The following is a 24,675-nucleotide window of genomic DNA, read 5'->3' as shown; positions in this document are numbered from 1 at the left end:
GATGGCGCCTCCTATTTTTCCGAGGTGACTTTTTCGGCAATTTGTTTATTTACAAGCTGATGATATGGAATGTGCTTCGGCAGTTCTCCCGATTGGTCCATAATGGTTTGGAGCAGCTCCCATTCTTTTTCGTTGAGGAGAGGGTCTGGCGAATACGAATGCTGTTTTTTATAGCGTTCGATGGATGTTTCGATGACTTCTGGGGCGGTATCATCAAATTCATCTTTGATGGCGTCCGTGATGTCCTTCGCTGTGTGACTTTCCACCCACTGCTGCGCCTTATAAATGGCTTTTGTAAACTTGACGGCTGTATCTTCGTGTTTCTTCAGATAGCTTTGTTTTGCCATAAAAGTCGTATACGGAACCTGGCCTGATTCTTCCCCGAACGATGCCACGATATGTCCGATGCCTTTTTGCTCAAAGAGGGAAGCTTGCGGTTCAAAGAGCTGTACATAGTCACCGGTTCCGGAAGCAAATGCATTGGCGATATTGGCGAAGTCTATGTTCTGGATGAGGTCAATATCCTTATGCGGGTCAATCTTATGTTTGTTCAGCACATACTCGCCAGCCATTTGCGGCATGCCGCCTTTTCTCTGGCCGAGAAACGTTTTCTCTTTCAGCTGATCCCAGTCGAAGTGTTCAACATCTTCTCTCGCAACAAGGAACGTTCCGTCTGTCTGGGTCAGCTGGGCGAAATTGATGACGGGGTCTTTAGCGCCTTGTGCTTCGACATAAATAGAGGTTTCTGACCCGACAAGTGCGATGTCTGCGCCATTTGAAAGAAGCGATGTCATCGTTTTGTCGCCGCCCCATGTCGTATTGACATCGACATCAAGACCTTCTTCCTTGAAAAATCCTTTAGACTCAGCCACATATAAAGGCGCGTAAAAAATCGAATGGGTCACTTCAGCTACTTTGACTTTGGTGAGCGTTTCTTCCTGCCTGCAAGCCGCCAGGGCGATCATCAGAAATGTGCTGACGACACAGGCGAAGCCCAGCCTTAACCATTTGTTCACATAGACAACCTCCTTATTTAGCATCAAGTTAATATCCTTTTTTGCTTTACATATCGTATGATGGGTATAAAAATGTGTGAATGCCTAATCAGGTTCTCCGGATGTATTGGCGGAGTAAGGAAAGCATATAGAAAAAGGAGGCGGCTGCTTTGATTGTTGAGAAAAGAAGATTTCCGTCGCCAAGCCAGCATGTGCGTCTGTATACGATCTGCTATCTTTCAAATGGCTTACGGATAAAGGGGCTTTTGGCTGAGCCGGCGGCGCCGGGACAATATGACGGATTTTTATATTTGCGCGGGGGGATTAAAAGTGTGGGCATGGTTCGGCCGGGCCGCATAATCCAGTTTGCATCCCAAGGATTTGTTGTGTTTGCTCCTTTTTACAGAGGAAATCAAGGAGGAGAGGGCAACGAGGATTTTGCCGGAGAGGACAGGGAGGATGCTTTTTCCGCTTTTCGCCTGCTTCAGCGGCATCCGAATGTCAAGAAGGACAGGGTTCATATCTTTGGCTTTTCCCGCGGCGGAATTATGGGAATGCTCACTGCGATTGAAATGGGCCGGCATGCGGCTTCATTCGTTTCCTGGGGAGGCGTCAGTGATATGATCCTTACATATGAAGAGCGGCAGGATTTGCGGCGTATGATGAAAAGGGTCATTGGCGGAACACCGAAAAAGGTGCCTGAGGAATACAAATGGAGAACACCGTTTGACCATGTAGACAAAATTCAGGCACCCGTGCTGTTAATCCATGGAGAAAAAGACCAAAACGTTTCGATTCAGCATTCCTATTTATTCGAAGAGAAGCTAAAACAGCTGCATAAGCCGGTGGAGACGTGGTACTACAGTACCTTCACACATTATTTCCCGCCAAAAGAAAACCGGTGTATCGTGCGGCAGCTCACACAATGGATGAAGAACCGCTGACGGTGAAATATGGTATGATAAAGAAAAAAGAGAACGAAAGGGGATCTCACTTTGGGAATGCCTGTAGAATTTAATACACTGATTGTGACAAAAGGAAACGAAGTTCGCATAGATGAAAATATATTCACGTTAGAGAAAGACGGATACCGGGTGTATCCGATGGAGATTCCGATGGATGTGCAAAAAACAAAGTTCGGAGAAAAGTCAGGCACAGCTGAAGTGCAGAAACTTCAATGGGAAAACGGCCGGACCATCATTACGTACAAGCTGACTTCTCTGCATTCTGTTAATTAAAACAAGCCAAGGGCGTAATCGCTCTTGGCTTTTGCTTTTTAAACGAGAGGGCCGCCTGCCTGTGCAATGGCATCCGTATGTGTGAACTTTTTAAAATTCTCTTTGAATTCGTTTGCGAGATAGACAGCCTTTTCTCTGTATTCTTCCTTATTGTTCCACGTGTTTTCCGGCTGAAGAATATGATCAGGAACACCAGGAACGTGAATCGGAATGTGCAGGCCGAAAATATCGTCAGTCATCATTTCAGCACCCTCTAATTTGCCTTCAATTGCAGCTTTGACCATCGCTCTCGTGTAAGAAAGCTTCATGCGTTCGCCTGTGCCGTAGCCGCCGCCGGTCCAGCCGGTATTGACCAAGAAAACCTCTGCGCCGTGTTCATCGATCTTTTTCCCGAGCATTTCAGCATAGACGTGAGCAGGAAGCGGCAAAAACGGTGAGCCGAAGCATGTGGAGAACGTCGTCTCAGGAGACGTTACACCGCGTTCGGTTCCGGCTAGCTTGCTCGTATACCCGCTCAAGAAATGGTACATCGCCTGCTCCTTCGTCAATTTGCTGATCGGCGGCAGGACTCCGAATGCATCAGCCGTCAAAAATACAATGGCTGACGGGTGGCCTGCCATGCTCGGGGTCACAATGTTGTCAATCATATGAATCGGGTAAGCCGCCCGCGTATTTTCGGTATAGAAAGAATCATCGTAATTGGCTTCACGTGTATCCTCATCAATAACAACATTTTCGAGAACAGATCCGAAGCGGATCGCGTTAAAGATTTGAGGCTCCTTTTCTTCGCTTAAATGAATGCACTTGGCGTAGCATCCGCCTTCAATATTAAAGACGCCTGTGTCAGACCAGCCGTGTTCATCGTCGCCGATCAGCTTGCGGTCAGCGTCGGCTGACAGTGTGGTTTTGCCTGTTCCGGACAACCCGAAGAAAAGAGCGACATCGCCTTTGTCACCGACATTGGCTGAGCAGTGCATGGATAAAATATCTCTTTCAGGGAGCAGGAAATTCATAATGGAGAAAATGGATTTCTTCATTTCTCCGGCATACTCTGTTCCGCCGATTAAAATCGTCCGCTTTTCGAAAGAGACAATAATAAACGTTTCGGAGTGTGTGCCGTCTGTTTTTGGATCCGCTTTGAAATGCGGAGCAGAAAGAATGGTAAACGGCTGTTCAACTGTTTTCTTATCATTGCCTTCCGGGCGGATAAACAGCTGTCTGGCGAATAAATTGTGCCATGCGAACTCATTTACGACAGTGATCGGCAGCCTGTATTTTTCGTCTGCCCCGGCAAATCCTTCGAAAACAAACAGCTCATCCCGCTGTTTCAGGTAGCTGACAACTTTCGTGTACAGCCGGTCGAACGCTTCTTCTGAAATCGGCTGGTTCACCATACCCCAATCGATCTTATGTTTCGTGCTTTCTTCCTCCACGATAAATTTGTCTTTAGGTGAACGTCCTGTATAAGCCCCTGTAGTCGCCCGAACGGCACCCGTGGATGTTAAAATGCCCTCGTTCCGCGATAGTACTTTTTCTGTAAGCTGTGCTGCTGATAAATTATGACGCACATTTGGACTTGTTAATAACGCTTGTAAATCAGCGGTCAAATCAACTGAGTTCATATGAAACCTTCCTTTATCGTTTTTTATGTTTTGCTAATTGTGAATTAGTATAACATATATTTTCGAATAGTCTATACTATTTATCGTTTTTTGTGTGTGCGTTTTCCAATCTTTTCCCTTGCGATATAGGTGCCTATTTCTTCTGAATCATATTGACATTGCAAACCCTTTTACGATAAGATATTTCATTGAGCGGATACTCTTATCCCGAGCTGGCGGAGGGACAGGCCCTATGAAGCCCAGCAACCGGTTTCTCTGTTATTTATTATGTTAAACTGTGTGAGACAACCAAGGTGCTAACCTGTTGCAAGGTTGTATGATTCCTTGAGCGATAAGAGTGAAAGGCACAAAGACCAAACCCTTTCCTCGATGGAAAAGGTTTTTTTATTTCATAAATATGCCAATTAACATTCTCTAATATAACGTTACATTGTATAAGAGGGAGCGAGTTCCGTATCATATATACAAGGTCTTTCGGGAGGCCTTGTGCAGGAGGAAGCAAATCATGAGTAAAAATCGTCGTTTATTTACATCAGAATCTGTTACGGAGGGGCATCCGGATAAAATCTGTGACCAGATTTCTGACAGCATCTTAGATGAAATTTTAAAGAAAGACCCAAACGCGCGTGTTGCTTGTGAAACATCTGTGACAACTGGTTTGGTTCTTGTCAGCGGAGAGATCACAACATCTACGTATGTTGACATTCCGAAAACGGTTCGCCAAACCATTAAAGAAATCGGATACACACGTGCGAAATACGGATTTGATGCGGAAACTTGTGCAGTTTTAACATCAATTGACGAGCAGTCTGCTGATATCGCGATGGGTGTAGACCAAGCGCTTGAAGCCCGTGAAGGCACAATGAGCGACGAAGAAATTGAAGCGATCGGTGCGGGTGACCAAGGTTTAATGTTCGGTTACGCGTGCAACGAAACGAAAGAGCTTATGCCTCTTCCAATTTCACTAGCTCATAAATTAGCCCGCCGCCTGAGTGAAGTTCGTAAAGAAGATATTCTTCCGTACCTTCGCCCTGACGGCAAAACACAGGTAACGGTCGAGTACGATGAAAATAACAAGCCTGTGCGTATTGACGCGATTGTCATTTCAACTCAGCATCACCCTGAAATTACGCTTGAGCAAATCCAGCGCAACATTAAAGAACATGTGATCAATCCAGTTGTTCCTAAAGAGCTGATTGATGAAGAAACAAAATATTTCATCAATCCTACAGGTCGTTTCGTTATCGGAGGCCCTCAAGGGGATGCAGGACTTACAGGACGCAAAATCATCGTTGATACGTACGGCGGCTATGCACGCCACGGAGGCGGCGCGTTCTCTGGTAAGGATGCGACGAAGGTAGACCGTTCTGCGGCTTATGCAGCAAGATACGTTGCGAAAAACATCGTTGCGGCTGAGCTTGCTGATTCTTGTGAAGTACAGCTTGCTTACGCGATCGGTGTTGCACAGCCAGTGTCAATTTCAATCAACACATTCGGATCCGGAAAAGCTTCTGAGGAAAAACTGATTGAAGTTGTTCGAAATAACTTTGACTTACGACCTGCCGGCATTATCAAAATGCTTGATTTACGCCGCCCGATCTACAAACAAACTGCTGCGTACGGCCATTTTGGACGCCACGATGTTGATCTTCCGTGGGAGCGTACAGACAAAGCAGAGCAGCTGCGTAAAGAAGCGTTAGGAGAATAATTTTATAGCCGCTTACTGGTTAAGCGGCTTTCCCTTTTTTACGTTGTATTCATGTTTATTTTTTTACATAACCGTGAAACCAAATACTATTCACAGCGTCTATAAATAGGGGTTCAATGATGATAATTTTAATTATGGAGGCAATACTATGTGTGGATTTGTCGGGGTTTTTAACAAGCATCCGTTAGCTCAAACCGCTGATCAAGAAGAATTAATCAAACAAATGAACCAAATGATCGTTCACCGCGGTCCTGACAGTGATGGATATTTCCATGATGAGCACGTTGGATTCGGTTTCAGACGGCTCAGCATTATTGACGTAGAAAATGGCGGACAGCCTTTATCATATGAAGATGAAACATATTGGATTATCTTTAACGGAGAAATCTATAACTATATTGAACTGAGAGAAGAACTTGAAGCAAAGGGGTATACATTCAACACGGATTCGGACACAGAGGTTCTTCTTGCGACTTACCGTCACTATAAAGAAGAAGCGGCGTCCAAACTGCGCGGTATGTTTGCTTTTCTGATTTGGAATAAAAACGATCATGTGCTTTATGGAGCAAGAGATCCTTTCGGCATTAAACCGCTGTATTACACAACGATAGATGATCAGGTTTATTTTGCCTCAGAGAGAAAAAGTTTAATGGTTGCTCAAAATGATATTGAAATAGATAAAGAGGCATTGCAGCAGTACATGTCTTTCCAATTCGTTCCTGAACCAAGCACGCTTGATGCCAATGTGAAAAAAGTAGAGCCGGGTTCACAGTTTACAATCCGCCCGGACGGCGATATCACATTTAAAACGTATTTCAAAGCGAACTTCAAGCCGGTTCAGACTGAAGAAGACAAGCTTGTGAAAGAGGTCAGAGACGCAATCTACGACTCTGTCAACGTTCATATGAGAAGTGACGTTCCTGTCGGTTCATTCCTGTCCGGCGGAATTGATTCTTCCTTTATTGTATCCGTTGCGAAAGAATTGCATCCAAGCTTAAAAACATTCTCTGTCGGATTTGAACAGCAGGGCTTCAGTGAAGTCGATGTAGCGAAAGAAACTGCAGCGGCGCTTGGCATTGAAAACATCAGCAAAGTCATTTCGCCTGAGGAATATATGAACGAGCTTCCGAAGATCGTTTGGCATTTTGATGATCCGCTTGCTGATCCGGCAGCGATTCCGTTGTACTTTGTTGCGAAAGAAGCGAAAAAACATGTAACGGTTGCATTATCAGGTGAAGGCGCGGATGAGCTCTTCGGCGGATATAACATTTACCGTGAGCCGCTTTCGCTTAAGCCGTTTGAACGCATTCCGTCCGGCCTGAAGAAAATGCTTCTGCACGTCGCGGCCGTTATGCCTGAAGGGATGAGAGGAAAGAGCCTGCTTGAGCGCGGCTGCACGCCGCTTCAAGATCGTTATATCGGTAACGCGAAGATCTTTGAAGAGTCTGTCAAAAAACAGCTGCTGAAGCATTATAATCCGAACCTTTCATATCGCGATGTGACGAAGACTTACTTTACAGAAAGCAGCTCATACAGCGATATCAACAAAATGCAGTATGTCGATATCCATACTTGGATGCGCGGCGACATTTTGTTAAAAGCCGATAAAATGACAATGGCGAATTCTTTGGAACTGCGTGTGCCGTTCCTGGACAAAGTCGTATTCGATGTTGCTTCAAAAATTCCTGATGAGCTGAAAACGAAAAACGGCACGACGAAGTATCTTCTTCGCAAAGCCGCTGAAGGAATTGTTCCTGAGCACGTATTAAACCGCAAAAAGCTCGGGTTCCCTGTGCCGATCCGTCATTGGCTGAAAAACGAAATGAACGAATGGGTGCGGAACATTATTCAGGAAAGCCAAACGGATGCATATATCCACAAGGATTATGTTCTTCAGCTTCTTGAAGACCATTGTGCGGACAAGGCTGATAACAGCCGTAAAATCTGGACTGTACTGATCTTTATGATCTGGCACAGCATCAATATCGAAAAACGGTATATGCCTGAAGAGCTGAGCCATCAGCCTAAAGAAGTCATCTTTGTGTAACAGACAACAAGGCTTTCGATTCGTCGAAAGCCTTGTTATTATCCTTTTATTCCTCCATCATCATTGATACCCAATCTGCACGGAAAATTCAGAAAAGTGATTTATTGATATTTTTTTCAAGAGGAGAAGAAAGCATGCAAAAACAAAAACAAGAGCTGCACCGCGGACTCGAAGAAAGGCATATTTCTTTAATGTCTTTAGGAGCTGCCATAGGAGTTGGATTGTTCCTCGGCTCCGCATCAGCTATTCAATTAGCAGGGCCGGGTATTTTGGCAGCGTACGCCATAAGCGGCCTGATCATGTTTTTTATTATGAGGGCACTTGGAGAAATGGCTATTCAAAAACCGGTGGCTGGCTCTTTCAGCCGTTATGCCCGTGATTATTTGGGACCGCTTGCAGGCTATTTAACTGGTTGGAACTATTGGTTTTTATGGGTAGTAACCTGTATGGCTGAGATTACGGCTGTCGGGATTTATATGGGGTATTGGTTTCCGGACGTGCCAAACTGGATTTGGGCATTATCGGCGCTGGTCATCATGACGGGTGTTAATTTCTTGGCTGTTAAAGCTTACGGAGAGCTGGAGTTTTGGTTTGCTTTGATTAAAATTGTCGCAATCTTATCAATGATTGTTGTCGGTTTATTGATGATCATCGTTGGGATCGGCAATGGAGGCATTGCAACCGGAATCAGCAATTTATGGAGCCACGGAGGATTTTTTCCTCATGGAATGAAAGGGGTTTTATTGTCACTCCAAATGGTGATGTTCGCCTATTTAGGGATCGAAATGATCGGGGTGACGGCCGGTGAGGTGAAAAACCCGCAAAAATCATTAGCAAAAGCAATCGATACAGTATTCTGGCGCATTTTGATTTTTTATGTCGGTGCTTTATTTGTCATTATGTCTATTTACCCTTGGCAGGAAATCGGCTCACAAGGAAGTCCGTTTGTCCTCACATTTGAAAAAGTGGGCATTCCATCGGCTGCAGGCATTATTAACTTTGTCGTCTTGACCGCCGCGCTGTCTTCATGCAACAGCGGCATTTTCAGCACGGGACGGATGCTGTTTAACTTAGCTGAGCAAGAGGAAGCGCCAAAAGCATACGGACAGCTGACAAAAGGCGGCATCCCGGGTAAAGCTGTTCTCGCTTCGGCGGGCGTTTTATTAGTCGGAGTGCTCTTAAACTATGTTGTGCCTGCGAAGGTGTTTACTTGGGTCACAAGCATTGCGACGTTCGGAGCGATTTGGACGTGGGCGATCATTTTGCTTTCTCAAATTAAATACCGAAAAAGCTTGCAGCCTGAAGAAAAGAAACACTTAAAATACAAAATGCCTTTCTTTCCGTTTGCGTCTTATCTGTCATTGGCATTTTTGGCATTTGTCGTTATTCTTATGGCTTACAGTCCAGATACAAGAGTGGCTGTCATTATCGGGCCGGTATGGTTTCTCATCTTACTTGCCATGTATTATGGAAAAGGTTTTCATAAGAAAAATGCGGCTGCTGCCAGCGAACGAAATATAAGCTGACAAAAAGAGCTCCCAGCGGGCTCTTTTTGTGTGAGCACATATAAATCAGGGAGCAGGTAAGAATAGGAATATGTTTTTTGCAGAGGCTGCTTCAGTTGCGTTATGATAAGATAAAAGTCATACGTTTAACGTTACATGTGAACGTTTTATGGAAAAATCAAAACCCGAACTGTCATTCCGTCCGGGTAAACAATGGTTATTGCTTTCAAACATAATTTAAAAAATGGTAAAGTAAGACGAAACAGGTCTTATGTTTGCTGAATTGATTTATAGTATTGGCCCTTTACTACATATTCAGACCGTATTCTTTGCATATCTTGCCGGTCTTCTTCCGTCAAAGGGCGGATGACTTTTGCAGGGCGGCCAAAAGCGAGATGGCCAGGCGGGATGATTTTTCCCGGCGGGACAAGACTGCCGGCACCAATAAAAGCGCCTTCGCCAATTTCGGCTCCGTCTAAGATGATTGAGCCCATGCCGATTAATGCGTTTTTGCGGATAACAGCGCTGTGAAGTGTAACCTGATGGCCTATCGTGGCGTCATCTTCAATGAGAAGCGTCCGGTTCGGGCTTTGATGGAGGCAGCTTAAATCTTGGATATTGACTCTGTTTCCGATCATTGTCGGCGCGACATCTCCCCTTATGACAACAGAAAACCAAATGCTGGATTGTTCTCCAATAACGACATCACCGGTAATGGTTGCATTATCCGCCACAAAAGCTGTTGGGTGGATATCTGGCATGTGTTCCTTATAGGGGTAGATCATAATATTCATCCTTCTTTCTCTATTTAAATTTCGTACGAGGTGAAGAGTATGTGGACCTGGAAAGCAGACAGACCTGTTGCCGTGATTGTGATCATCCACGGGGCTAGTGAATATCACGGAAGATATAAATGGCTGATTGAAATGTGGAGATCTTCGGGTTATCACGTTGTCATGGGCGACTTGCCGGGCCAGGGGACAACGACAAGAGCCAGAGGTCATATTCGCTCATTTCAAGAATACATTGATGAGGTAGATACTTGGATAGATAAAGCGCGAACGTTTGAGCTGCCGGTTTTTCTGCTCGGTCACAGCATGGGAGGTCTGGTCGCGATTGAATGGTTTAAACAGCAAAGAAATCCCCATATTACGGGAATTATTTTATCATCACCGTGTCTCGGGCTGCAAATTAAAGTGAATAAAGCGCTTGATCTTGCATCAAGAGGTTTGAATGTCATCGCCCCGTCGCTGAGGGTTGACTCGGGATTATCAATTGATATGGCGACGCGCAATGAGGACGTCATCGAGGCGGATCAAAATGACTCGTTATACGTCAGAAAAGTATCTGTCAGATGGTACAGAGAGCTGTTAAAAACAATTGAGTCAGCGATGGTGCCGACAGATGCATTTTTAAGAGTGCCGCTTCTGGTGATGCAGGCCGGTGACGACAAACTTGTTGACAAAACGATGGTCATCAAGTGGTTCTCAGGTGTTGCTTCCCGCAATAAAGCGTACAGAGAGTGGGAAGGGCTTTATCATGAAATATTTAATGAACCGGAAAGAGAAGCTGTTTTTAAAGCAGCAAGAGCGTTTACTGATCAATATATTTGAACTAGTTGGGGGTGCATGTGTTGACAGTACCGGAACATCCTTTTGGACTGATGGCAAAAGTATATCGAGATATTTTTCCGCTTGTTCATCAAGAGCTGAACGTGTGGAAGCAAAAATCGGAATCAATTCATAACAGCGAATTAAAAGCACAGGCAACCGCGAGTATTCGAGACAAAACGTTCCACTGTGAAGGCGGCGGTATACTGGCCTTGCTGTCAGGCAATCAAAAACAGAAATGCGTCGAATTTATCATCGCGTATCAAACGATCAGCGATTATCTCGATAATCTATGCGACCGCAGCACCTCGCTTGACCCGCAGGATTTTCGAATGCTCCATGCTTCGATGCAGGACGCATTGACAGTAGGGGCGGAACCGCAAAATTATTATCAATTCAGAGAAGAACAGGATGATGGCGGATATTTGCATGAGTTGGTCAAAACGTGCCAGCGTGTACTTGGTTCAATTGAACACTACGGTATGATTAAACCTTATCTGCTCGAACTGTGCGGCTATTATTGCGATTTGCAGGTGCATAAGCACGTCGTTGAGCATGAGCGTGTTCCTCGGCTTGAGAAGTGGTTTACTCAATATGAATCAGAGCTGCCTGAGATGGAATGGTATGAATTTTCCGCTTGTGCAGGCTCGACGTTAGGCATTTTCTGCCTTGTGGCGTATTCGTTCCAGCCTGATTTCACTGAAAACACCGCTGAAAAAATCCGCAATAGTTATTTTCCTTACATACAAGGGCTTCACATTCTGCTTGATTATTTGATTGATCAAGAGGAGGACTTGCTGGAAGGGGACTTGAATTTCTGCTCGTATTATGAGTCGCATGAAGAAATGATGAAGCGGCTTGAACACTTTATCCAAAAAGCCGACGAACATTTACAAGGCATTCCGCATGAAAACTTCCACCGTTTAATTAACCGCGGCTTGCTCGGCGTTTATTTGTCAGATGATAAAGTGGCGGGCCAAAAGGAAATGGGCCGGCTTGCGAAGAAGCTGATCAAAGCAAGCGGAAAAACCTCATTTTTCTTTTATATTAACGGCAGGGCCTATCGGAAATTCCAAAAAATGGCCTGGGTGAAAAATTCAAAGAAAAAAGCTCAAATCATTTGCTGATCTGAGCTTTTTTTTTCGATGGCGACAATAAATGGAGGATCATTTTGCTGGTTGATAAATCCGTATGTTAACACGCGGGCTTTTTGCTGATCCAAGTTACGGCAAAAGTCGAGCACGTCGTTTTTCTCAGCTTTGCCTTCCGGGTGGCCATGATAGACGACCAAAACAATCAGGCCTTCATCTTTCATGATGCTGAGCAGCTGTTCTATAGCTTTGATGGTTGAATGGCCGCTCGTCGTAATCGATTTGTCCCCGCCCGGGAGATATCCGAGGTTAAACACAGCAGCTGCCACTTTGCCGTGTGTTTCCGGCGGAAGAGATTCGACGATTTTATCATGGCTTTTGTGAAATAATGTTGTTCGCGCTTGATGAGACTCACTGAGTCGTTCCTGTGTATTGGCCACGGCTGATTCTTGGATGTCAAAAGCGTACACATGGCCGTTTTCTCCGACAAGTTCTGCTAAAAACCGCGTATCGTGTCCATTGCCCATCGTTGCATCTACGACGATATCTCCTTCTCCCGCAGCCATTTTCAGCAGTTCCTTACTGTAAGGGAGGATCTTTTTCAAAATCATAACGCTGACTTCTCCTCAACCTGCTGAAACCACTTTCCTTGATGGCTGCCGCGATTTTCAAGCTCTTTATTAATGGCGCCAAGCACTTCCCATTTGTTGACGCTCCACATCGGTCCAATCATCAATTCAATCGGTCCGTCACCTGTAATGCGGTGGACGATCATTTCCGGCGGGATGACCTCAAGCTGATCGCAGACAAGCTGCACATAATCATCTTGAGAAAGGAATTCCAGTTTTCCCTTTTCATATTGCTTGACCATCGGCGTGCCTTTCAAAAGGTGCAGCAGATGGATTTTGATGCCCTGCACATCCAAATTTGCGACGGCTTTCGCGGTTTCCATCATCATGTCCCGGTCTTCAAGCGGCAGTCCGTTGATAATATGCGAGCAGACACGTATGCCGTGTTTTCTTAATTTATTGACACCCTTTACATAGCAGTCAAAATCATGTGCGCGGTTGATCAGAAGAGCAGTCCGTTCATGAACCGTTTGAAGCCCGAGCTCAACCCACAAATACGTGCGTTCATTCAGCTCGGCCAAATAGTCAACGACATCATCAGGCAGACAGTCTGGGCGCGTGGCGATCGAAATGCCAACGACATCATCGAGCGCGAGGACAGATTCGAATTTCTCACGAAGCACCTCAACCGGCGCATGCGTGTTGGTGAAGGCCTGAAAATAGGCGATGTATTTGCCGTCCTTCCATTTTTCGTGCATGCGGTTTTTGATGTCATGGAATTGCGTAATTAAATCATCGGCCCGGTTTCCGGCGAAATCGCCAGAGCCTGCTGCGCTGCAAAATGTACAGCCGCCGTGGGCAACGGTGCCGTCCCGGTTCGGGCAGTCAAAGCCGCCGTCAAGCGCCACTTTAAACACCTTATGGCCGAAATGGTCTCTAAGATGGTAATTCAATGTATGATAGCGTTTTTCCGTATTTGAATAAGGAAAAGGATTAGTCTCGTTCAATGTTCAAAAAGCCTCCCTCACATCAGATGCATCCTAAAATTGTAGCATGAATGACAGAGCGGAACAATGAAACAATTATGGAACGGTCAAGACGTGATATCTACCTGGCTTTTCTGTTGTTGTTTTAATCTTTTTGGAGATATATCACTGAACAGTGCAAAAATAATTCCTAATATAAGCATTAAACCGCCTGTTTTGAAAGTAACATTAAAACTGTCACTCATTTTTTCATTATATATATTTGAAATTTTTTTCTGGATAGCGATAACTTCCTTCTTTTGAATATCGAAGCTTCTTTGGACTTTTTCCTTATATGCATCAGGAGTTACTGAGAGAATTTCATCCTCTTTTTTGTTTAATGTAGCAATGCTTTTTTTTCGATCGAAACTTTTACCGTCAGAATGCTTTAAGTGGGTTATTATCTCTTTTTTTGCATTTTTATCAAAAACCTGATTGTTTTCTACAATTTTAATGGCTTCTTTTTTGGCGGAAACTGTTTGGTCATTTATATTCATTGTAAGCACAGATGTAAGTATCGCAATGCCTAGTGCCTGCCCAACTGTTCTCATCATATTAAGAATACCAGAGGCAATTCCTACTTTTTCAGGAGGAATAAGTCGTATCCCTGAACTCATAGCCGGACCTATTACAAGCCCTAAGTCTAAGCCGGTCAAACATAATAGAATAATTACTTTTGTTATAGAACTGTCGTACCGTATGTATCCATATAAATATGTTGTGATTGTTAAACCGAGCATTCCTAAGCCCGAAAGCCAAATGCCCCCAAGTTTATCAGAGAGCTTTCCAGAAAGGACAGAGGTAAACATAGATGATAGAGCCAATGTAGAAACAATTAACCCCGCTTCTAATTCAGTTTTCCCCATTAAATTCGTGAGGAGTAAAGTAATAATAAGGGTACCGCTTGTTAATCCAAGGCCTTGCATAAAGAGTGTGAATGAACTGAAACTAAACGTACGTATCTTCAGCATGGATAAGGGAATCATCGGGTTTTTAATTTTAGATTCAATAAAGAAAAACAAACAGAATAATAATATAGAGATTACAAATAGAGTGATAATTAATGATGATGACCAGCCTAAGTCAGATACTTTCGCAAAACCAAAGGTTAAACAGAAAAGAGCTCCGGATAAAATAAGAATCCCCATGTAATCAATTTTTTTACTTACTGTCTCATCATAACTCTCAGTAATAAAAAATGCTGCTAAAAAAAGAGAAATCAGACCTAAAGGAATATTTATGAAGAAGATAGCTTGCCAATTAAAATTTTCAGTTAATAATCCTCCAAGTACAGGTCCTAAAGTAGCTGCTAATCCTGAGAAAGCCCCCCAAATTCCAATGATCAATCCTTTTTTATTTTGAGGAACGATGGCCAACGCAATAGGCATTGTAACTGGAACAATGAAAGAAGCAGATAATCCCTGAATCACTCTAATTGTGATAAGCATTTCAATTGAAGTGCTCAAACAGGCAATAATCGATGTCAAAATAAAAAGTGTTAATCCAAATATAAAAGCTTTTTTTCTTCCAAAATGGTCTGCCAGTTTTGAGGCACCTACTAATAATACTGCAAAAGCTAAAGTATAACCTGTAGCCACCCAAGCTACTTGAGAAAGGTTACTCGAAAAATAATCCAGCATCTTAGGTAAAGCTATATTTACTATAGTGGTGTCCATTACCGAAATGAATGTACCTAATAATAATGCAGATAACACAATTAATTTTTTGAAATTCAATATACTTGCATCTCCTTTAGATAATTATCTAATAAAATATTTGATATTAATCTAAAAACATGATAAATATAATTTAAAGGGGTGTCAATATTATTCATAGTTTGTTTTTTTATCCACTTGTTTAAAAACTTATTTTTAAGAAACTGAAATTGAAATATACTTGTAAACTAACTGGGAGATGAATAAGGGTTCTAACAGGGAGACCAAACCGCAGGAGAGTAATTTAAATCAGGATCATGCTCAGCACGGGTAGCCGAAGCATTTATATCACGAAGTACAATGCAAAAATCCTTAAAAACAGGAAATGAATATTCTATGAAATTTCTCTTTTGATTGATAAGATTAATAAAAATGTAATATGTCTTACGGGAAGATGGTAAAACGTTTTGATCTGCGAAAAAAAGACTTTATGGGGTGTTTAGAAGTGCAGTTAATAATTAATGACAGTGTTTCAGATTTTTTTGATAAGATATCCTCTATTCTATTCCTAAACCACGAAGAATTCTTCAAAGATTATACTTCAAAGATGGGTTTAAATTTAGATAATGAGTATTTTTTATTACTAGATGATCTTAAAAAAATAAAAGAGCTTGATAGTGAGTTTTTAAATTTTTATTTTGGCAGCTTTTGCGACTACAAAGATGTTAGGAATGCAAACATTTTTTGTTTAGCGACAACTTTTTTTAAAATCCCAAAGATCTATACGAAGGATTTTTTTGAAATAATTGAATATTTGTCTGCAGCTACAGATGAAGAAATAAGAAAAAATATTTTAGAGTCCTTAATTTATTTGCATGGAGAGCTTAAAACCGAAACATCTGCCCAACAATATTTAAATGATAGGGAAAGTTTATTTGAGCTGCTTAATAATTTGAATATAAAGCCCGAATACAAATGGATCATATTTAAGGTAATGAAATCTCCTAAAACTTATGTAGATCAATTTTGCAACAAATTATTGTTGGTGAATGGTTATCTTAACGAGGCGATTTATAATTTAATTAAATTTAGAGATGAGTGGATGAATCAATTAAAAAACATCAATATGGATTTTCCGAAAAAGATAATCAGTACGTTAAAAGGTAAGGAATACTTATCTTGTGATTATATTAATATATATCCAACACTTTTACCTTATACTGCAACTATTACGAAAAGTGAAGATAACATTTATGTTGGACTTGGTTATAAAGTTGATCAAATTTTTGAAAATACATTAGAGAAAGCAGAGATGAATCACATCATTGATTTTTTGAAGCTTCTATCAGATAAAAGTAAGTTCAAGATATTAATCTTACTTAGTCATAAAAAAATGTATGCTAATGAGATTGCTGAACAGCTCAATTTAACCAACGCAACGATTTCACACCATATGAGAATTTTGACATTGCAAGGTTTAGTTGAGAGTACGAGACATCAAAATAAAACATACTATTATCTTAATTCTTCTAAATTTCATTCCCTTTTGAATGGTTTATTGAAAAAATTTAAAGGTGTTTCAATTTTAGGTAAAGAAGAGTAAAACAAAGTGTAAAAACCGTCTTGATTTTATGGTTGGTGCTGAAATTCGAAATGAATTCTGGGTGTTTTACAAAATAGGACGATTATGTCGAGGGGAAACTTGCGATAAATGTAAAAAAATAAGGCACCATATCAATCGAGTTATGCTCGTTAAAGTGCAATGTCCTAAAAAGGCGGGTATTTAAAAAGAATTCATTATGTCTTGATTAAATTATACATTTGATCGTATGTTATACTTTCTCTGTCGTGTAACTGAATTACCTGATATTTCATGTGAGAATTTGTTTGGAATTAGAAATACTATTGATATGACATTATCAATAGGAGGACCTGTTTATGGCAACAAGACAATCAGTAGATGAACATCTCCAAAGAAGCGAACAGGCGTATGAATTTGCGAGTGAGCAATTTAAAACCGCTTCAAAACAAGAGCATTATAATGATAATGAGTATAGTGAAGCGCAAATGATGCTTGAAAACGCGGTGAATGAATTAAACAAGCTGTCATTATCTGCGAATGATCAGCAGAGAGAGCAGCTTTACCGAATGAGGCTGCAGCTGCAGACTTTGCAAAACAATATGATTTTGCAGCGTAATTTCGATTACTGACCGCGCTGTCTCCGATGGTGCAAAAAAACCTGCCGGAATCCCGGCGGGTTTTTTTGTATTTCTTTTCAAAAAAGAATTGACAATAAGGCGGAGTGTGTTTATTGTATTATGTGTACTACTTGATGTAATACACTACAAACACTCAAAAAAATAAAAACGACATAGAAATGCTGAGCAAAGGAAAGGAGAGCTTTCATGAAAAACAAAAGATCCATAAAACAAGATGTGCCTCTTATTATCGCCGCTTCGGTTTTGGCCAGCAGTCTGTTTGTCATTCTTGTCGTCATCGGTTTTCAGTGGCAGAACATTTAAAGAAATCGAGCAGCCCGTAACAGAAAGAAGGGAAGTAAATGATTCAAATCGACCCGAGAAGCTCAACTCCGATTTATGAGCAAATCATACAGCAATTGAAAGAGCTTTGTTTGAAAGGGATCATGAAGCCGGGGGATAAACTTCCTTCTGTCAGAGAATTGGCAACGATCATTATCGCCAATCCGAATACAGTCAGCAAAGCGTACAAGGAGCTTGAACGCGATGGCGTCATTGAAACGCTGAGGGGAAGAGGAACGTATATATCGGAGAATGCAAAAAAGACATTGGTTGAAGGGAAGATGACGATGATAAAAGAGCAACTCAAACAGCTCATCATCGATGCCCATTATGCAGGGGTTGAGCTGGAAAAACTGCAGGAATGGATAAAGGAAATCAGCGCTGATGTGAAAGAAGGTCAACAAGATGATTGAATTACGGCAGCTGTCAAAAACGATTGACGGCAATCAAGTATTAAAGGACGTTTCGTTAACAATCGAAAAAGGAGAAATCTTTGGATTGCTTGGCCGTAATGGATCAGGCAAAACGACAATGCTTCGCTTAATCCAGCAAATCATTTTCGCGGACAGCGGGACCGTTTTGTTTGACGGTGTAGAAATCAAAAAGCATCCGAAGGTGAAACAGAATATCATCTACATGCCTGTTCAGAATCCGTTTTACGATAAGTATACATACAAGCAGCTGGTCGATATCCTGAGAAGAATATATCCGAAGTTTGATGTCACGTATGCGAATGAATTGATGAACAGATACGAAATTCCGGAAACGAAAAAATACCGCGAGCTGTCGACAGGCTTGAAAAAACAGCTGTCGCTTGTACTCTCGTTTGCGGCGAGACCGGCGCTGATTCTTCTTGATGAGCCGACGGACGGGATTGACGCGGTGACAAGGCATGATGTGCTTCAGCTGATGGTCGATGAAGTGGCGGAGCGCGATACAAGCATTCTCATCACTTCTCACCGGCTTGAGGATATAGAACGGATGTGCAACCGAATTGGGTTTCTCGAAGACAACAGGCTGACCAATGTCATGGATATGGATGAGTTAAAAGAAGAATATATCAAAATTCAAATGGCTTTTGACACAGATGTCAATTTGGCGATCAGAGAGCAAAATATTCCGATGCTTGATCAGGCCGGCGTGTTTTACACGGTGCTGATACCGAAAAGCGATGAAGAGAAGAAGAGCTTTTTAAAAGAGCTGAAGCCAAAAGTGTGGAACGAGCTTCCTGTCAACTTGGAAGAAGTGTTTATTGCGAAGTTTGGAGGGAAGCGGAGATGGTAGACCGAGGTCTCCTCTATCGAGAGTGGAAGCAGAATCAAGTGGTGATTTTGCTGAGTATTGTGTTTTTAGTGTTTGCAAATCCTTTAATGGTTTATCACAGATATACAAGCAGCCAGGCGTGTCTGGCACATTCAGATCCGCAGTATTGTTCTTTTATTTTGAATTACCATATCAGCAGCAACATTCAAATAAATTGGGTGGTAGGGATTATATTGGCAGTTTTCTTGATGGGGCTCGAACGTTCGAAAGGTTCAATGGATTTTTTGTTAAGTCTTCCATATACAAGAAGGAAAATTTTTCAAACGAAATTTTGGTTAGGCGCTGTTGTTATTGTATTTTCACAATTGATTGGGTTTATATTGGCATGGCTGCTTATTTTAATTTTAAAACCCGAACAGGTAAACTATTTTGAACATGGAAGCATCGGTATGATCATCACAAGCTTTATGTTTTACTCATTAGTAATGGCCGCTGGGACATTAGCTGGGAATGCTTTTGCTCAGTTGTTGACAGCTTTTGCAACGGCAATATTGCCATACTTAATTATCACGTTGCCGATTTATCATATAGGCATCCTTTCAGGGCTTCAAGCTTGGAATTTTTTCTCTTATGAATTTGACCATAAATTGATGGACTTTACACCAATTTTTTATATGGATTCAAGTTGGGTGGAGGAAAGTAAATATTTATTACTTATTCCTGCAGTGATGAGTATTCTCTTTTATCTCATTGCATCCATCAGTTTTACAAAGCATCACAATGAACGAAATGGGCACTTCTTTTTGTGGAGAACATTGGATCGTCCTATACATATCCTTGTCATTGTGTTAGGTATCCTTAGTTTCGGTTTAATGGGGTATTCTACGGGCAAATCGATAGTGGGTTACATTATCGGAATGATTATCGGGGGAATTGTAGGATTTTTGATCAGCTATTTTTCCATCTATAAAAAAGTAAGACATTAAGAAACGGCTTAGCGTTTGGAGGGACATACAAATGCCGGATTACGGCCTGCTTTATAAAGAGTGGAGGCAAAATAAAGCTCTGTTAGTCATCATCATTTTGGTTTCAATTCTAGGCAATCCTTTATCGATTTTCAATATGTACCTTACCTATCAAGGCTGTGTCACCGGAAAAGAAAATTGGGTCGGTCCCTGCGTATTCAGTGTTGATTACTTAAACGGCACATTCATCTCATTCTTTTGGATTTTGGGTGTCGTTTTGGCGGTCAGCCAGCTTGGGATTGAACGAAGCAAGGGCTTGTTTGATTTTACTTTAAGCCTTCCATATACACGCGGGCAGATATTTAATGCAAAGTTTATGCTCGGCGGAATGGTGATTGTGGTGCCGCAGCTCATAGGTTATGTTTTATCCTTGTTGCTGATCATGCTTTTGAAGCCTGATCAGGCCGTTTATTATCACCACTACAGTCTAGGAATGATCATTGTCAGTTTGCTGGCTTATTCTTTGATTATGGCTGGCGGAGCTCTGACGGGCCATATTTTTGCACAGCTTTTGGTCTCATTTACCGTGGCCATTTCGCCGTTTTTACTTATCGGCCTGCCTGCGCTCAACCTCGAGATCCTTTTTGGCGGATCAATAGAGCTTATTCATGGTCCGGTATCCAAATGGGCGCAGTACTTAATTCCAATAACCTTTGTAGATTCGAAATGGGTTGAGAATTCACCACAGTATTTAGTGAGTCCAGCTATCATGACTTTCATCTTTTACATCATCGGCTATATTAGTTTTGTCAAACTGTCTAATGAAAGAAACGGTTTTTTCTTCTTATGGAAGCCGCTTGACCGTCCGGTGCAGATCATCGTTATTATCATAGGAATCATGGGATTTGGGTACTTTGGATTTTCTGCCAGCGAGAGCTTTTCCGGCTACCTAATTGGCATGGCCGCAGGTGCTGTCATTGGTTTTTTGATCAGCTATTTTGCAATTTATAAAAAAACGAAACTATTGTAAGGGAGAGAGAAAATATGATTGATGTTCAGCATATCTACCATTCTTTCACGATCGGAAAAAAAGGCCGTGAGAATGAAGTTCCAGTATTGAAGGATGTTTCATTAAGCGTGGCGAAAGGGGAAATCGCCTGTATTGTCGGGCGAAGCGGCTCAGGAAAATCAACGCTTCTGAATTTAATTTCCGGCTACATCTCGCCGACAAAAGGGCGGATTGTCATTAATGGCACTGATGTGACAGGCTTTAATGAAAAGGAATGGGCCCAGTTTCGGCTTGACCATTTCGGGTTTATTTTTCAAAGCTTTCAGCTCATCCCGGGGCTAACGACGTATGAGAATGTTGAAATGCCGCTGGCGTTAAAAGGGATGAAACCATCTGAACGAAAGCAAAAGGTGCAGGACATGCTCAAACGCGTCGGTCTGGAAAATCACGCCGCTCATTATCCGAATGAACTGTCAGGCGGCCAGCAGCAGCGTGTCAGCATTGCGCGAGCGTTGATTTTAAACCCATCTATTATTTTAGCGGATGAGCCGACGGGAAGCCTTGATTCAGAAACGGAACAGGAAGTACTGGATTTGATCCAGCAGCTGAATCGCGAGCGGGGCATTACATTTGTGATCATCACTCACGATGATGAGGTCGCTTCTATCGGACATTCAAAATTTCAGCTTCATGACGGTGTGTTAAAAGGGGGAACTACCGATGAGGTTTAAAGATCAGGTTCATTTTATCAGAAGAAATATGAAGAAAAACAGGCTCCGCGTCTTTATGACGATTCTTGCGACAACAATGGCATGTGCGTTTTTGGTGGTGCTGTCGTCGGTTGGATTTGGGATTCAAAAGACGATTACAGATATGACGATGAGCCAGCAGGTTGTAACAGAAATCCAGGTGTACGGAAAATCAGACGGGAAAGATGTTAAAAAGGCTGATTTAGAGAAATATGACAATGTAAAAGCAGTGGTAGAAAGAACGACGGTAAACGAACCGGTTAAAGCGAAGCTCGGGGATCGAACCAATACGAATTCCACTTTGGTTTTCACAAACATGGACGATGAATTAAAATCGAATATGGAGCTGGAAAAAGGACGCACTGCAAAGTCAGAAAACGAAATTGTAGTAGGGTATAATTTTGCTAAGTATTTATGGACGAAAAAAGATTCCGAAGATTATGAAAAAGAAATCAGCAAATCCCAAGTGAATTATGATGAAATCAAACAGCCAAAAGGGTTTACAAAAGATGTGCTGAATAAAACGATTCAGCTCAATGTCACTAAAACAAATGATGAAACCGGCAAAGTTGATGGAGAAAAGTCGTACGATTTTAAAATTGTCGGTATTACGAAGAAACCGAATACAGATTGGCAGGAAGATAACAGCATTTTTGTGAGCAACAGCTTCAAGCGCGATTTTTCGAAGTTTCTTGATTTATCAAAAGACAGCAGCTCTGTTGAAAAAAGCACAAAAGTGTATGCAGACAAGTTTGATCATGTTGAACAGCTGTCAAATGATTTGATGGATGACGGTTATCAGGTCATGTCCGTGACAACACAGCTAAAAGGAGCCAATACCTTCTTCTTGGTCTTCAAAATCGGACTGATCTTTGTCGGATGTATCGCCGTTATCATTTCTGCAATCGGTATTTTTAACACGATGACGATGGCGGTAACAGAAAGAACGCAGGAAATCGGGATTATGAAGGCGATTGGGGCGAGTCCGTCGATCATTCGCCGTATGTTCTTGATGGAAAGCGCGTATATCGGGATTTTAGGCTGTGTCATTGGAATTATCATTTCTTACGGCGTGAGCTACCTTGTCAACCTGGTTGTTCCGATGATTCTCGCGGCGACTAGCGGAAGTGATGCGGGTGATTTGAATTACACATTCTCCTACATTCCTCTGAGCCTTGTCGTAATTGCCGTTGTGATTTGCGGAGGGGTTGCGGTGCTTTCCGGAATGAACCCGGCGAGAAAAGCGACGAAAACCAACGTGCTGACAGCGTTGAGAAGAGAATTATAATATGTAAAAGCCGGCTGAGCAAGCCGGCTTTCTCTATAGCGCAGGATGGCGTTTTGCTATACACTTGATAAAAAAGGAAAAAGTGCGGTGAGTCGATTGTTTAAACTTTTGCTGATTGAAGATGATGAATCGCTGTTTCACGAAATCAAGGATCGTTTAACAGGATGGTCCTATGATGTATACGGCATTCAGGATTTCAGTCAAGTGCTGCAGGAATTTGCGGCGGTTCAGCCTGATTGCGTCATTATTGATGTCCAGCTTCCTAAATTTGACGGGTTTCATTGGTGCCGGCTGATCCGCTCCCGGTCAAATGTGCCGATTCTCTTTTTATCCTCCCGGGATCATCCTGCTGATATGGTGATGTCCATGCAGCTCGGGGCAGATGATTTTATTCAAAAACCGTTTCACTTTGATGTGCTGATAGCGAAAATCCAAGCGATTTTCCGGCGCGTGTATCATTATAATACGGAGCCGAGCACGATCAAAACGTGGTGCGGTGCGGCCATAGACGCGGAGCAGAACCTCGTCAGCAATGACAACGGTTCTGTTGAACTGACTAAAAATGAAATGTTCATTCTCAAACAGCTAATAGAACAAAAAAACAAGATTGTCAGCCGGGAAGAGCTGATCAGAAGCTTGTGGAACGATGAGCGTTTTGTGAGTGATAATACGCTGACCGTCAATGTCAATCGCCTGCGAAAAAAACTGGATGCCCTGCAGCTTGGCGCATATATCGAGACGAAGGTCGGCCAAGGCTACATAGCGAAGGAAGAGGATCATTTCTATGATTAAGGCATTTCTCATTGAAAGGCGAAGCTGGATTGCCGCGTTTTTGTTTCAGCAGGCTTTGATTTTGTCCATTGCTTTTGTTGCTCCTTCCATCTCATTTGAAAATGTGCTTTATATGGTGTATTTGTGTGTGCTGTTTTTTATCATATTCCTTTGGATCCGCTATCGGAAAGAAACGGCGTTTTATAAAAGCCTGAAAACATGGGAGAACAACCTTGATGTAACAGCGATAAATGAACCGGAAACGCCGTTTGAATCAATGGTTGAAAGAAGCATTACCGGGCAAACGGAACACTTGAAGCAGACTGCTGATCGGCATCGCTTAGCATTGGAAAATGAAAAAGATGAACTGATGGCATGGATCCATGAGGTTAAAACCCCATTAACAGCAATGCATTTACTCATCGATAGAATGGAGGATCAAGCTTTAAAATCCCAGTTGTCCTATGAATGGCTGCGTATTCACCTGCTTCTTGATCAGCAGCTTCATCAAAAACGCATATCATTTATTGAAAATGACCTGTCAGTAGGGCGCATACAGCTCCGGTCTTTGATCTTCAAGGAAATCAAAGATTTACAATCGTGGTGCATTCAGAAAGGGGTCGGCTTTGATATTCAGCTGGAGGCAGAGGAAGTGCTGAGTGATGCAAAATGGCTGGCGTTTATCATCAGGCAGCTGCTGACAAACGCGGTGAAATACAGTGAAGCCTCTGACATTGAGATCAAAAGCTTTCAAAAAGGGGAACAGACGCAGCTCGAAGTGAAAGACTTTGGCAGGGGCATTGAACAAAAAGATGTGCCGCGTATTTTTGAGAAAGGATTCACCTCCACAACAGACCACCATGATCAAGCGTCCACAGGCATGGGGCTGTACTTGGCGAAAAAAGCAGCGGCGCCGTTATTAATCCATATTGATGTGTATTCGGAGTTCGGTGCAGGGACAGTTTTTACATTAACCTTTCCAAAACGGAATCAATTTGAACGTGTCATAAGCGTGTGACGAAAA

The 24,675-nt window shown here is 42.3% G+C and carries 23 protein-coding genes and 1 riboswitch; of the genes, 17 read left to right on the top strand and 6 right to left on the bottom strand.

All coding sequences use genetic code 11. From position 1 onward, the window contains the following. Positions 1-11: 11 nt before the first annotated feature. Positions 12-1,016: an ABC transporter substrate-binding protein gene (locus tag G4P54_RS15555; RefSeq protein WP_167873156.1), complete on the bottom strand. Its 1,005-nt coding sequence runs from the start codon at positions 1,014-1,016 to the stop codon at positions 12-14. A 149-nt stretch (positions 1,017-1,165) separates the two neighbouring features. Here G4P54_RS15555 and G4P54_RS15550 point away from each other — a divergent pair, with 149 nt between their 5' ends. Next, entirely contained in the window at positions 1,166-1,939 is a 774-nt protein-coding gene (locus G4P54_RS15550; RefSeq protein ID WP_167873155.1) for an alpha/beta hydrolase family protein, read from the top strand. Between the two features lie 51 nt (positions 1,940-1,990). After that, positions 1,991-2,233, top strand: a complete 243-nt coding sequence (locus G4P54_RS15545; RefSeq protein WP_024714683.1) for a DUF2584 domain-containing protein — start codon at positions 1,991-1,993, stop codon at positions 2,231-2,233. Between the two features lie 38 nt (positions 2,234-2,271). Here the strand turns inward: G4P54_RS15545 and pckA are convergent, their stop codons facing one another. Continuing rightward, a complete protein-coding gene (pckA, locus tag G4P54_RS15540) occupies positions 2,272-3,855 on the bottom strand; it encodes a phosphoenolpyruvate carboxykinase (ATP) (RefSeq protein WP_167873154.1) in 1,584 nt (527 codons plus the stop codon). A gap of 199 nt (positions 3,856-4,054) precedes the next feature. Then, positions 4,055-4,193, top strand: a riboswitch (SAM riboswitch). Positions 4,194-4,360: 167 nt separating this feature from the next. Here pckA and metK point away from each other — a divergent pair. From metK to alaP, 3 genes are all read left to right on the top strand, one after another. Continuing rightward, positions 4,361-5,563: a methionine adenosyltransferase gene (metK, locus tag G4P54_RS15535; RefSeq protein ID WP_003223309.1), complete on the top strand. Its 1,203-nt coding sequence runs from the start codon at positions 4,361-4,363 to the stop codon at positions 5,561-5,563. A 148-nt stretch (positions 5,564-5,711) separates the two neighbouring features. Continuing rightward, the gene (gene asnB / locus G4P54_RS15530; RefSeq protein ID WP_024714681.1) at positions 5,712-7,610 is read left to right on the top strand and encodes an asparagine synthase (glutamine-hydrolyzing); all 1,899 of its coding nucleotides are present in this window, start codon (positions 5,712-5,714) and stop codon (positions 7,608-7,610) included. Between the two features lie 134 nt (positions 7,611-7,744). Beyond that, a complete protein-coding gene (alaP, locus tag G4P54_RS15525; RefSeq protein WP_167873153.1) occupies positions 7,745-9,136 on the top strand; it encodes an alanine permease AlaP in 1,392 nt (463 codons plus the stop codon). Positions 9,137-9,384: 248 nt separating this feature from the next. Here alaP and G4P54_RS15520 read toward each other — a convergent pair whose 3' ends face one another. Continuing rightward, the gene (locus G4P54_RS15520; RefSeq protein WP_024714679.1) at positions 9,385-9,900 is read right to left on the bottom strand and encodes a gamma carbonic anhydrase; all 516 of its coding nucleotides are present in this window, start codon (positions 9,898-9,900) and stop codon (positions 9,385-9,387) included. A gap of 48 nt (positions 9,901-9,948) precedes the next feature. On the opposite strand from G4P54_RS15520, the gene ytpA reads away from it, so the two are divergent. Both ytpA and tbcS read left to right on the top strand, forming a co-directional pair. After that, entirely contained in the window at positions 9,949-10,728 is a 780-nt protein-coding gene (gene ytpA, locus G4P54_RS15515) for a phospholipase YtpA (RefSeq protein ID WP_167873152.1), read from the top strand. A 20-nt stretch (positions 10,729-10,748) separates the two neighbouring features. Next, positions 10,749-11,852 carry a tetraprenyl-beta-curcumene synthase gene (tbcS, locus tag G4P54_RS15510; protein WP_167873151.1) on the top strand — a complete coding sequence of 368 codons (1,104 nt, stop codon included), beginning with the start codon at positions 10,749-10,751 and terminating at the stop codon, positions 11,850-11,852. Here tbcS and mnmM read toward each other — a convergent pair. The 3 genes from mnmM to G4P54_RS15495 all read right to left on the bottom strand — a co-directional run bounded on the left by mnmM (position 11,837) and on the right by G4P54_RS15495 (position 15,146). Beyond that, complete coding sequence (gene mnmM / locus G4P54_RS15505) at positions 11,837-12,427, bottom strand: tRNA 5-(aminomethyl)-2-thiouridylate-methyltransferase MnmM (RefSeq protein ID WP_167873150.1); 591 nt, start codon at positions 12,425-12,427, stop codon at positions 11,837-11,839. The two genes, tbcS and mnmM, sit on opposite strands and share 16 nt — an antisense overlap. Next, positions 12,424-13,392, bottom strand: a complete 969-nt coding sequence (gene mnmL / locus G4P54_RS15500) for a tRNA modification radical SAM protein MnmL/YtqA (protein ID WP_167873149.1) — start codon at positions 13,390-13,392, stop codon at positions 12,424-12,426. Before mnmL ends, mnmM begins: the two co-directional genes overlap by 4 nt. A gap of 86 nt (positions 13,393-13,478) precedes the next feature. Then, entirely contained in the window at positions 13,479-15,146 is a 1,668-nt protein-coding gene (locus G4P54_RS15495) for an MFS transporter (protein WP_167873148.1), read from the bottom strand. A 373-nt stretch (positions 15,147-15,519) separates the two neighbouring features. On the opposite strand from G4P54_RS15495, the gene G4P54_RS15490 reads away from it, so the two are divergent. From G4P54_RS15490 to bceS, 10 genes are all read left to right on the top strand, one after another. Next, positions 15,520-16,668, top strand: a complete 1,149-nt coding sequence (locus G4P54_RS15490; protein WP_240939675.1) for an ArsR/SmtB family transcription factor — start codon at positions 15,520-15,522, stop codon at positions 16,666-16,668. Between the two features lie 335 nt (positions 16,669-17,003). After that, positions 17,004-17,276, top strand: coding sequence for a YtzC family protein (locus G4P54_RS15485; protein WP_167873147.1), 273 nt, complete (start codon positions 17,004-17,006; stop codon positions 17,274-17,276). A 350-nt stretch (positions 17,277-17,626) separates the two neighbouring features. Continuing rightward, on the top strand, positions 17,627-18,019 hold the full coding sequence (locus tag G4P54_RS15480) for a GntR family transcriptional regulator (RefSeq protein WP_167873146.1): 393 nt from the start codon (positions 17,627-17,629) through the stop codon (positions 18,017-18,019). Then, entirely contained in the window at positions 18,012-18,890 is an 879-nt protein-coding gene (gene ytrB / locus G4P54_RS15475) for an ABC transporter ATP-binding protein YtrB (protein ID WP_024714672.1), read from the top strand. Before G4P54_RS15480 ends, ytrB begins: the two co-directional genes overlap by 8 nt. Beyond that, positions 18,884-19,855 carry an ABC transporter permease gene (locus G4P54_RS15470; protein WP_167873145.1) on the top strand — a complete coding sequence of 324 codons (972 nt, stop codon included), beginning with the start codon at positions 18,884-18,886 and terminating at the stop codon, positions 19,853-19,855. Before ytrB ends, G4P54_RS15470 begins: the two co-directional genes overlap by 7 nt. 31 nt (positions 19,856-19,886) lie before the next feature. Continuing rightward, on the top strand, positions 19,887-20,864 hold the full coding sequence (gene ytrD, locus G4P54_RS15465) for an ABC transporter permease YtrD (protein WP_167873144.1): 978 nt from the start codon (positions 19,887-19,889) through the stop codon (positions 20,862-20,864). 14 nt (positions 20,865-20,878) lie between these two features. After that, positions 20,879-21,574 carry an ABC transporter ATP-binding protein YtrE gene (ytrE, locus tag G4P54_RS15460; protein WP_167873143.1) on the top strand — a complete coding sequence of 232 codons (696 nt, stop codon included), beginning with the start codon at positions 20,879-20,881 and terminating at the stop codon, positions 21,572-21,574. Next, positions 21,564-22,880 (top strand): ABC transporter permease, encoded by a 1,317-nt coding sequence (locus tag G4P54_RS15455; RefSeq protein ID WP_167873142.1) that lies wholly within the window; start codon positions 21,564-21,566, stop codon positions 22,878-22,880. Before ytrE ends, G4P54_RS15455 begins: the two co-directional genes overlap by 11 nt. A 96-nt stretch (positions 22,881-22,976) precedes the next feature. After that, positions 22,977-23,672, top strand: coding sequence for a two-component response regulator BceR (gene bceR / locus G4P54_RS15450; RefSeq protein WP_167873891.1), 696 nt, complete (start codon positions 22,977-22,979; stop codon positions 23,670-23,672). Then, positions 23,665-24,669, top strand: a complete 1,005-nt coding sequence (bceS, locus tag G4P54_RS15445; RefSeq protein ID WP_167873141.1) for a two-component sensor histidine kinase BceS — start codon at positions 23,665-23,667, stop codon at positions 24,667-24,669. The genes bceR and bceS overlap by 8 nt, the downstream gene beginning before the upstream one ends. Positions 24,670-24,675: the final 6 nt, after the last annotated feature.

Origin of the sequence: Bacillus tequilensis (assembly GCF_012225885.1) — a bacterium.
In the GTDB taxonomy this organism is placed as follows: Bacteria; Bacillota; Bacilli; order Bacillales; family Bacillaceae; genus Bacillus; species Bacillus tequilensis.
This window is presented reverse-complemented; position numbering and strand designations above follow the sequence as displayed.

What these genes read in the sequence shown, in the direction of transcription:
- pckA (WP_167873154.1), bottom strand. Translation starts at nt 3,855, where the DNA reads ATGAACTCAGTTGATTTGACCGCTGATTTACAAGCGTTATTAACAAGT.
- metK (WP_003223309.1), top strand. Translation starts at nt 4,361, where the DNA reads ATGAGTAAAAATCGTCGTTTATTTACATCAGAATCTGTTACGGAGGGG.
- asnB (WP_024714681.1), top strand. Translation starts at nt 5,712, where the DNA reads ATGTGTGGATTTGTCGGGGTTTTTAACAAGCATCCGTTAGCTCAAACC.
- alaP (WP_167873153.1), top strand. Translation starts at nt 7,745, where the DNA reads ATGCAAAAACAAAAACAAGAGCTGCACCGCGGACTCGAAGAAAGGCAT.
- G4P54_RS15520 (WP_024714679.1), bottom strand. Translation starts at nt 9,900, where the DNA reads ATGATCTACCCCTATAAGGAACACATGCCAGATATCCACCCAACAGCT.
- ytpA (WP_167873152.1), top strand. Translation starts at nt 9,949, where the DNA reads ATGTGGACCTGGAAAGCAGACAGACCTGTTGCCGTGATTGTGATCATC.
- mnmM (WP_167873150.1), bottom strand. Translation starts at nt 12,427, where the DNA reads ATGATTTTGAAAAAGATCCTCCCTTACAGTAAGGAACTGCTGAAAATG.
- G4P54_RS15490 (WP_240939675.1), top strand. Translation starts at nt 15,520, where the DNA reads ATGGTAAAACGTTTTGATCTGCGAAAAAAAGACTTTATGGGGTGTTTA.
- G4P54_RS15485 (WP_167873147.1), top strand. Translation starts at nt 17,004, where the DNA reads ATGGCAACAAGACAATCAGTAGATGAACATCTCCAAAGAAGCGAACAG.
- G4P54_RS15480 (WP_167873146.1), top strand. Translation starts at nt 17,627, where the DNA reads ATGATTCAAATCGACCCGAGAAGCTCAACTCCGATTTATGAGCAAATC.
- ytrB (WP_024714672.1), top strand. Translation starts at nt 18,012, where the DNA reads ATGATTGAATTACGGCAGCTGTCAAAAACGATTGACGGCAATCAAGTA.
- G4P54_RS15470 (WP_167873145.1), top strand. Translation starts at nt 18,884, where the DNA reads ATGGTAGACCGAGGTCTCCTCTATCGAGAGTGGAAGCAGAATCAAGTG.
- ytrD (WP_167873144.1), top strand. Translation starts at nt 19,887, where the DNA reads ATGCCGGATTACGGCCTGCTTTATAAAGAGTGGAGGCAAAATAAAGCT.
- ytrE (WP_167873143.1), top strand. Translation starts at nt 20,879, where the DNA reads ATGATTGATGTTCAGCATATCTACCATTCTTTCACGATCGGAAAAAAA.
- G4P54_RS15455 (WP_167873142.1), top strand. Translation starts at nt 21,564, where the DNA reads ATGAGGTTTAAAGATCAGGTTCATTTTATCAGAAGAAATATGAAGAAA.
- bceS (WP_167873141.1), top strand. Translation starts at nt 23,665, where the DNA reads ATGATTAAGGCATTTCTCATTGAAAGGCGAAGCTGGATTGCCGCGTTT.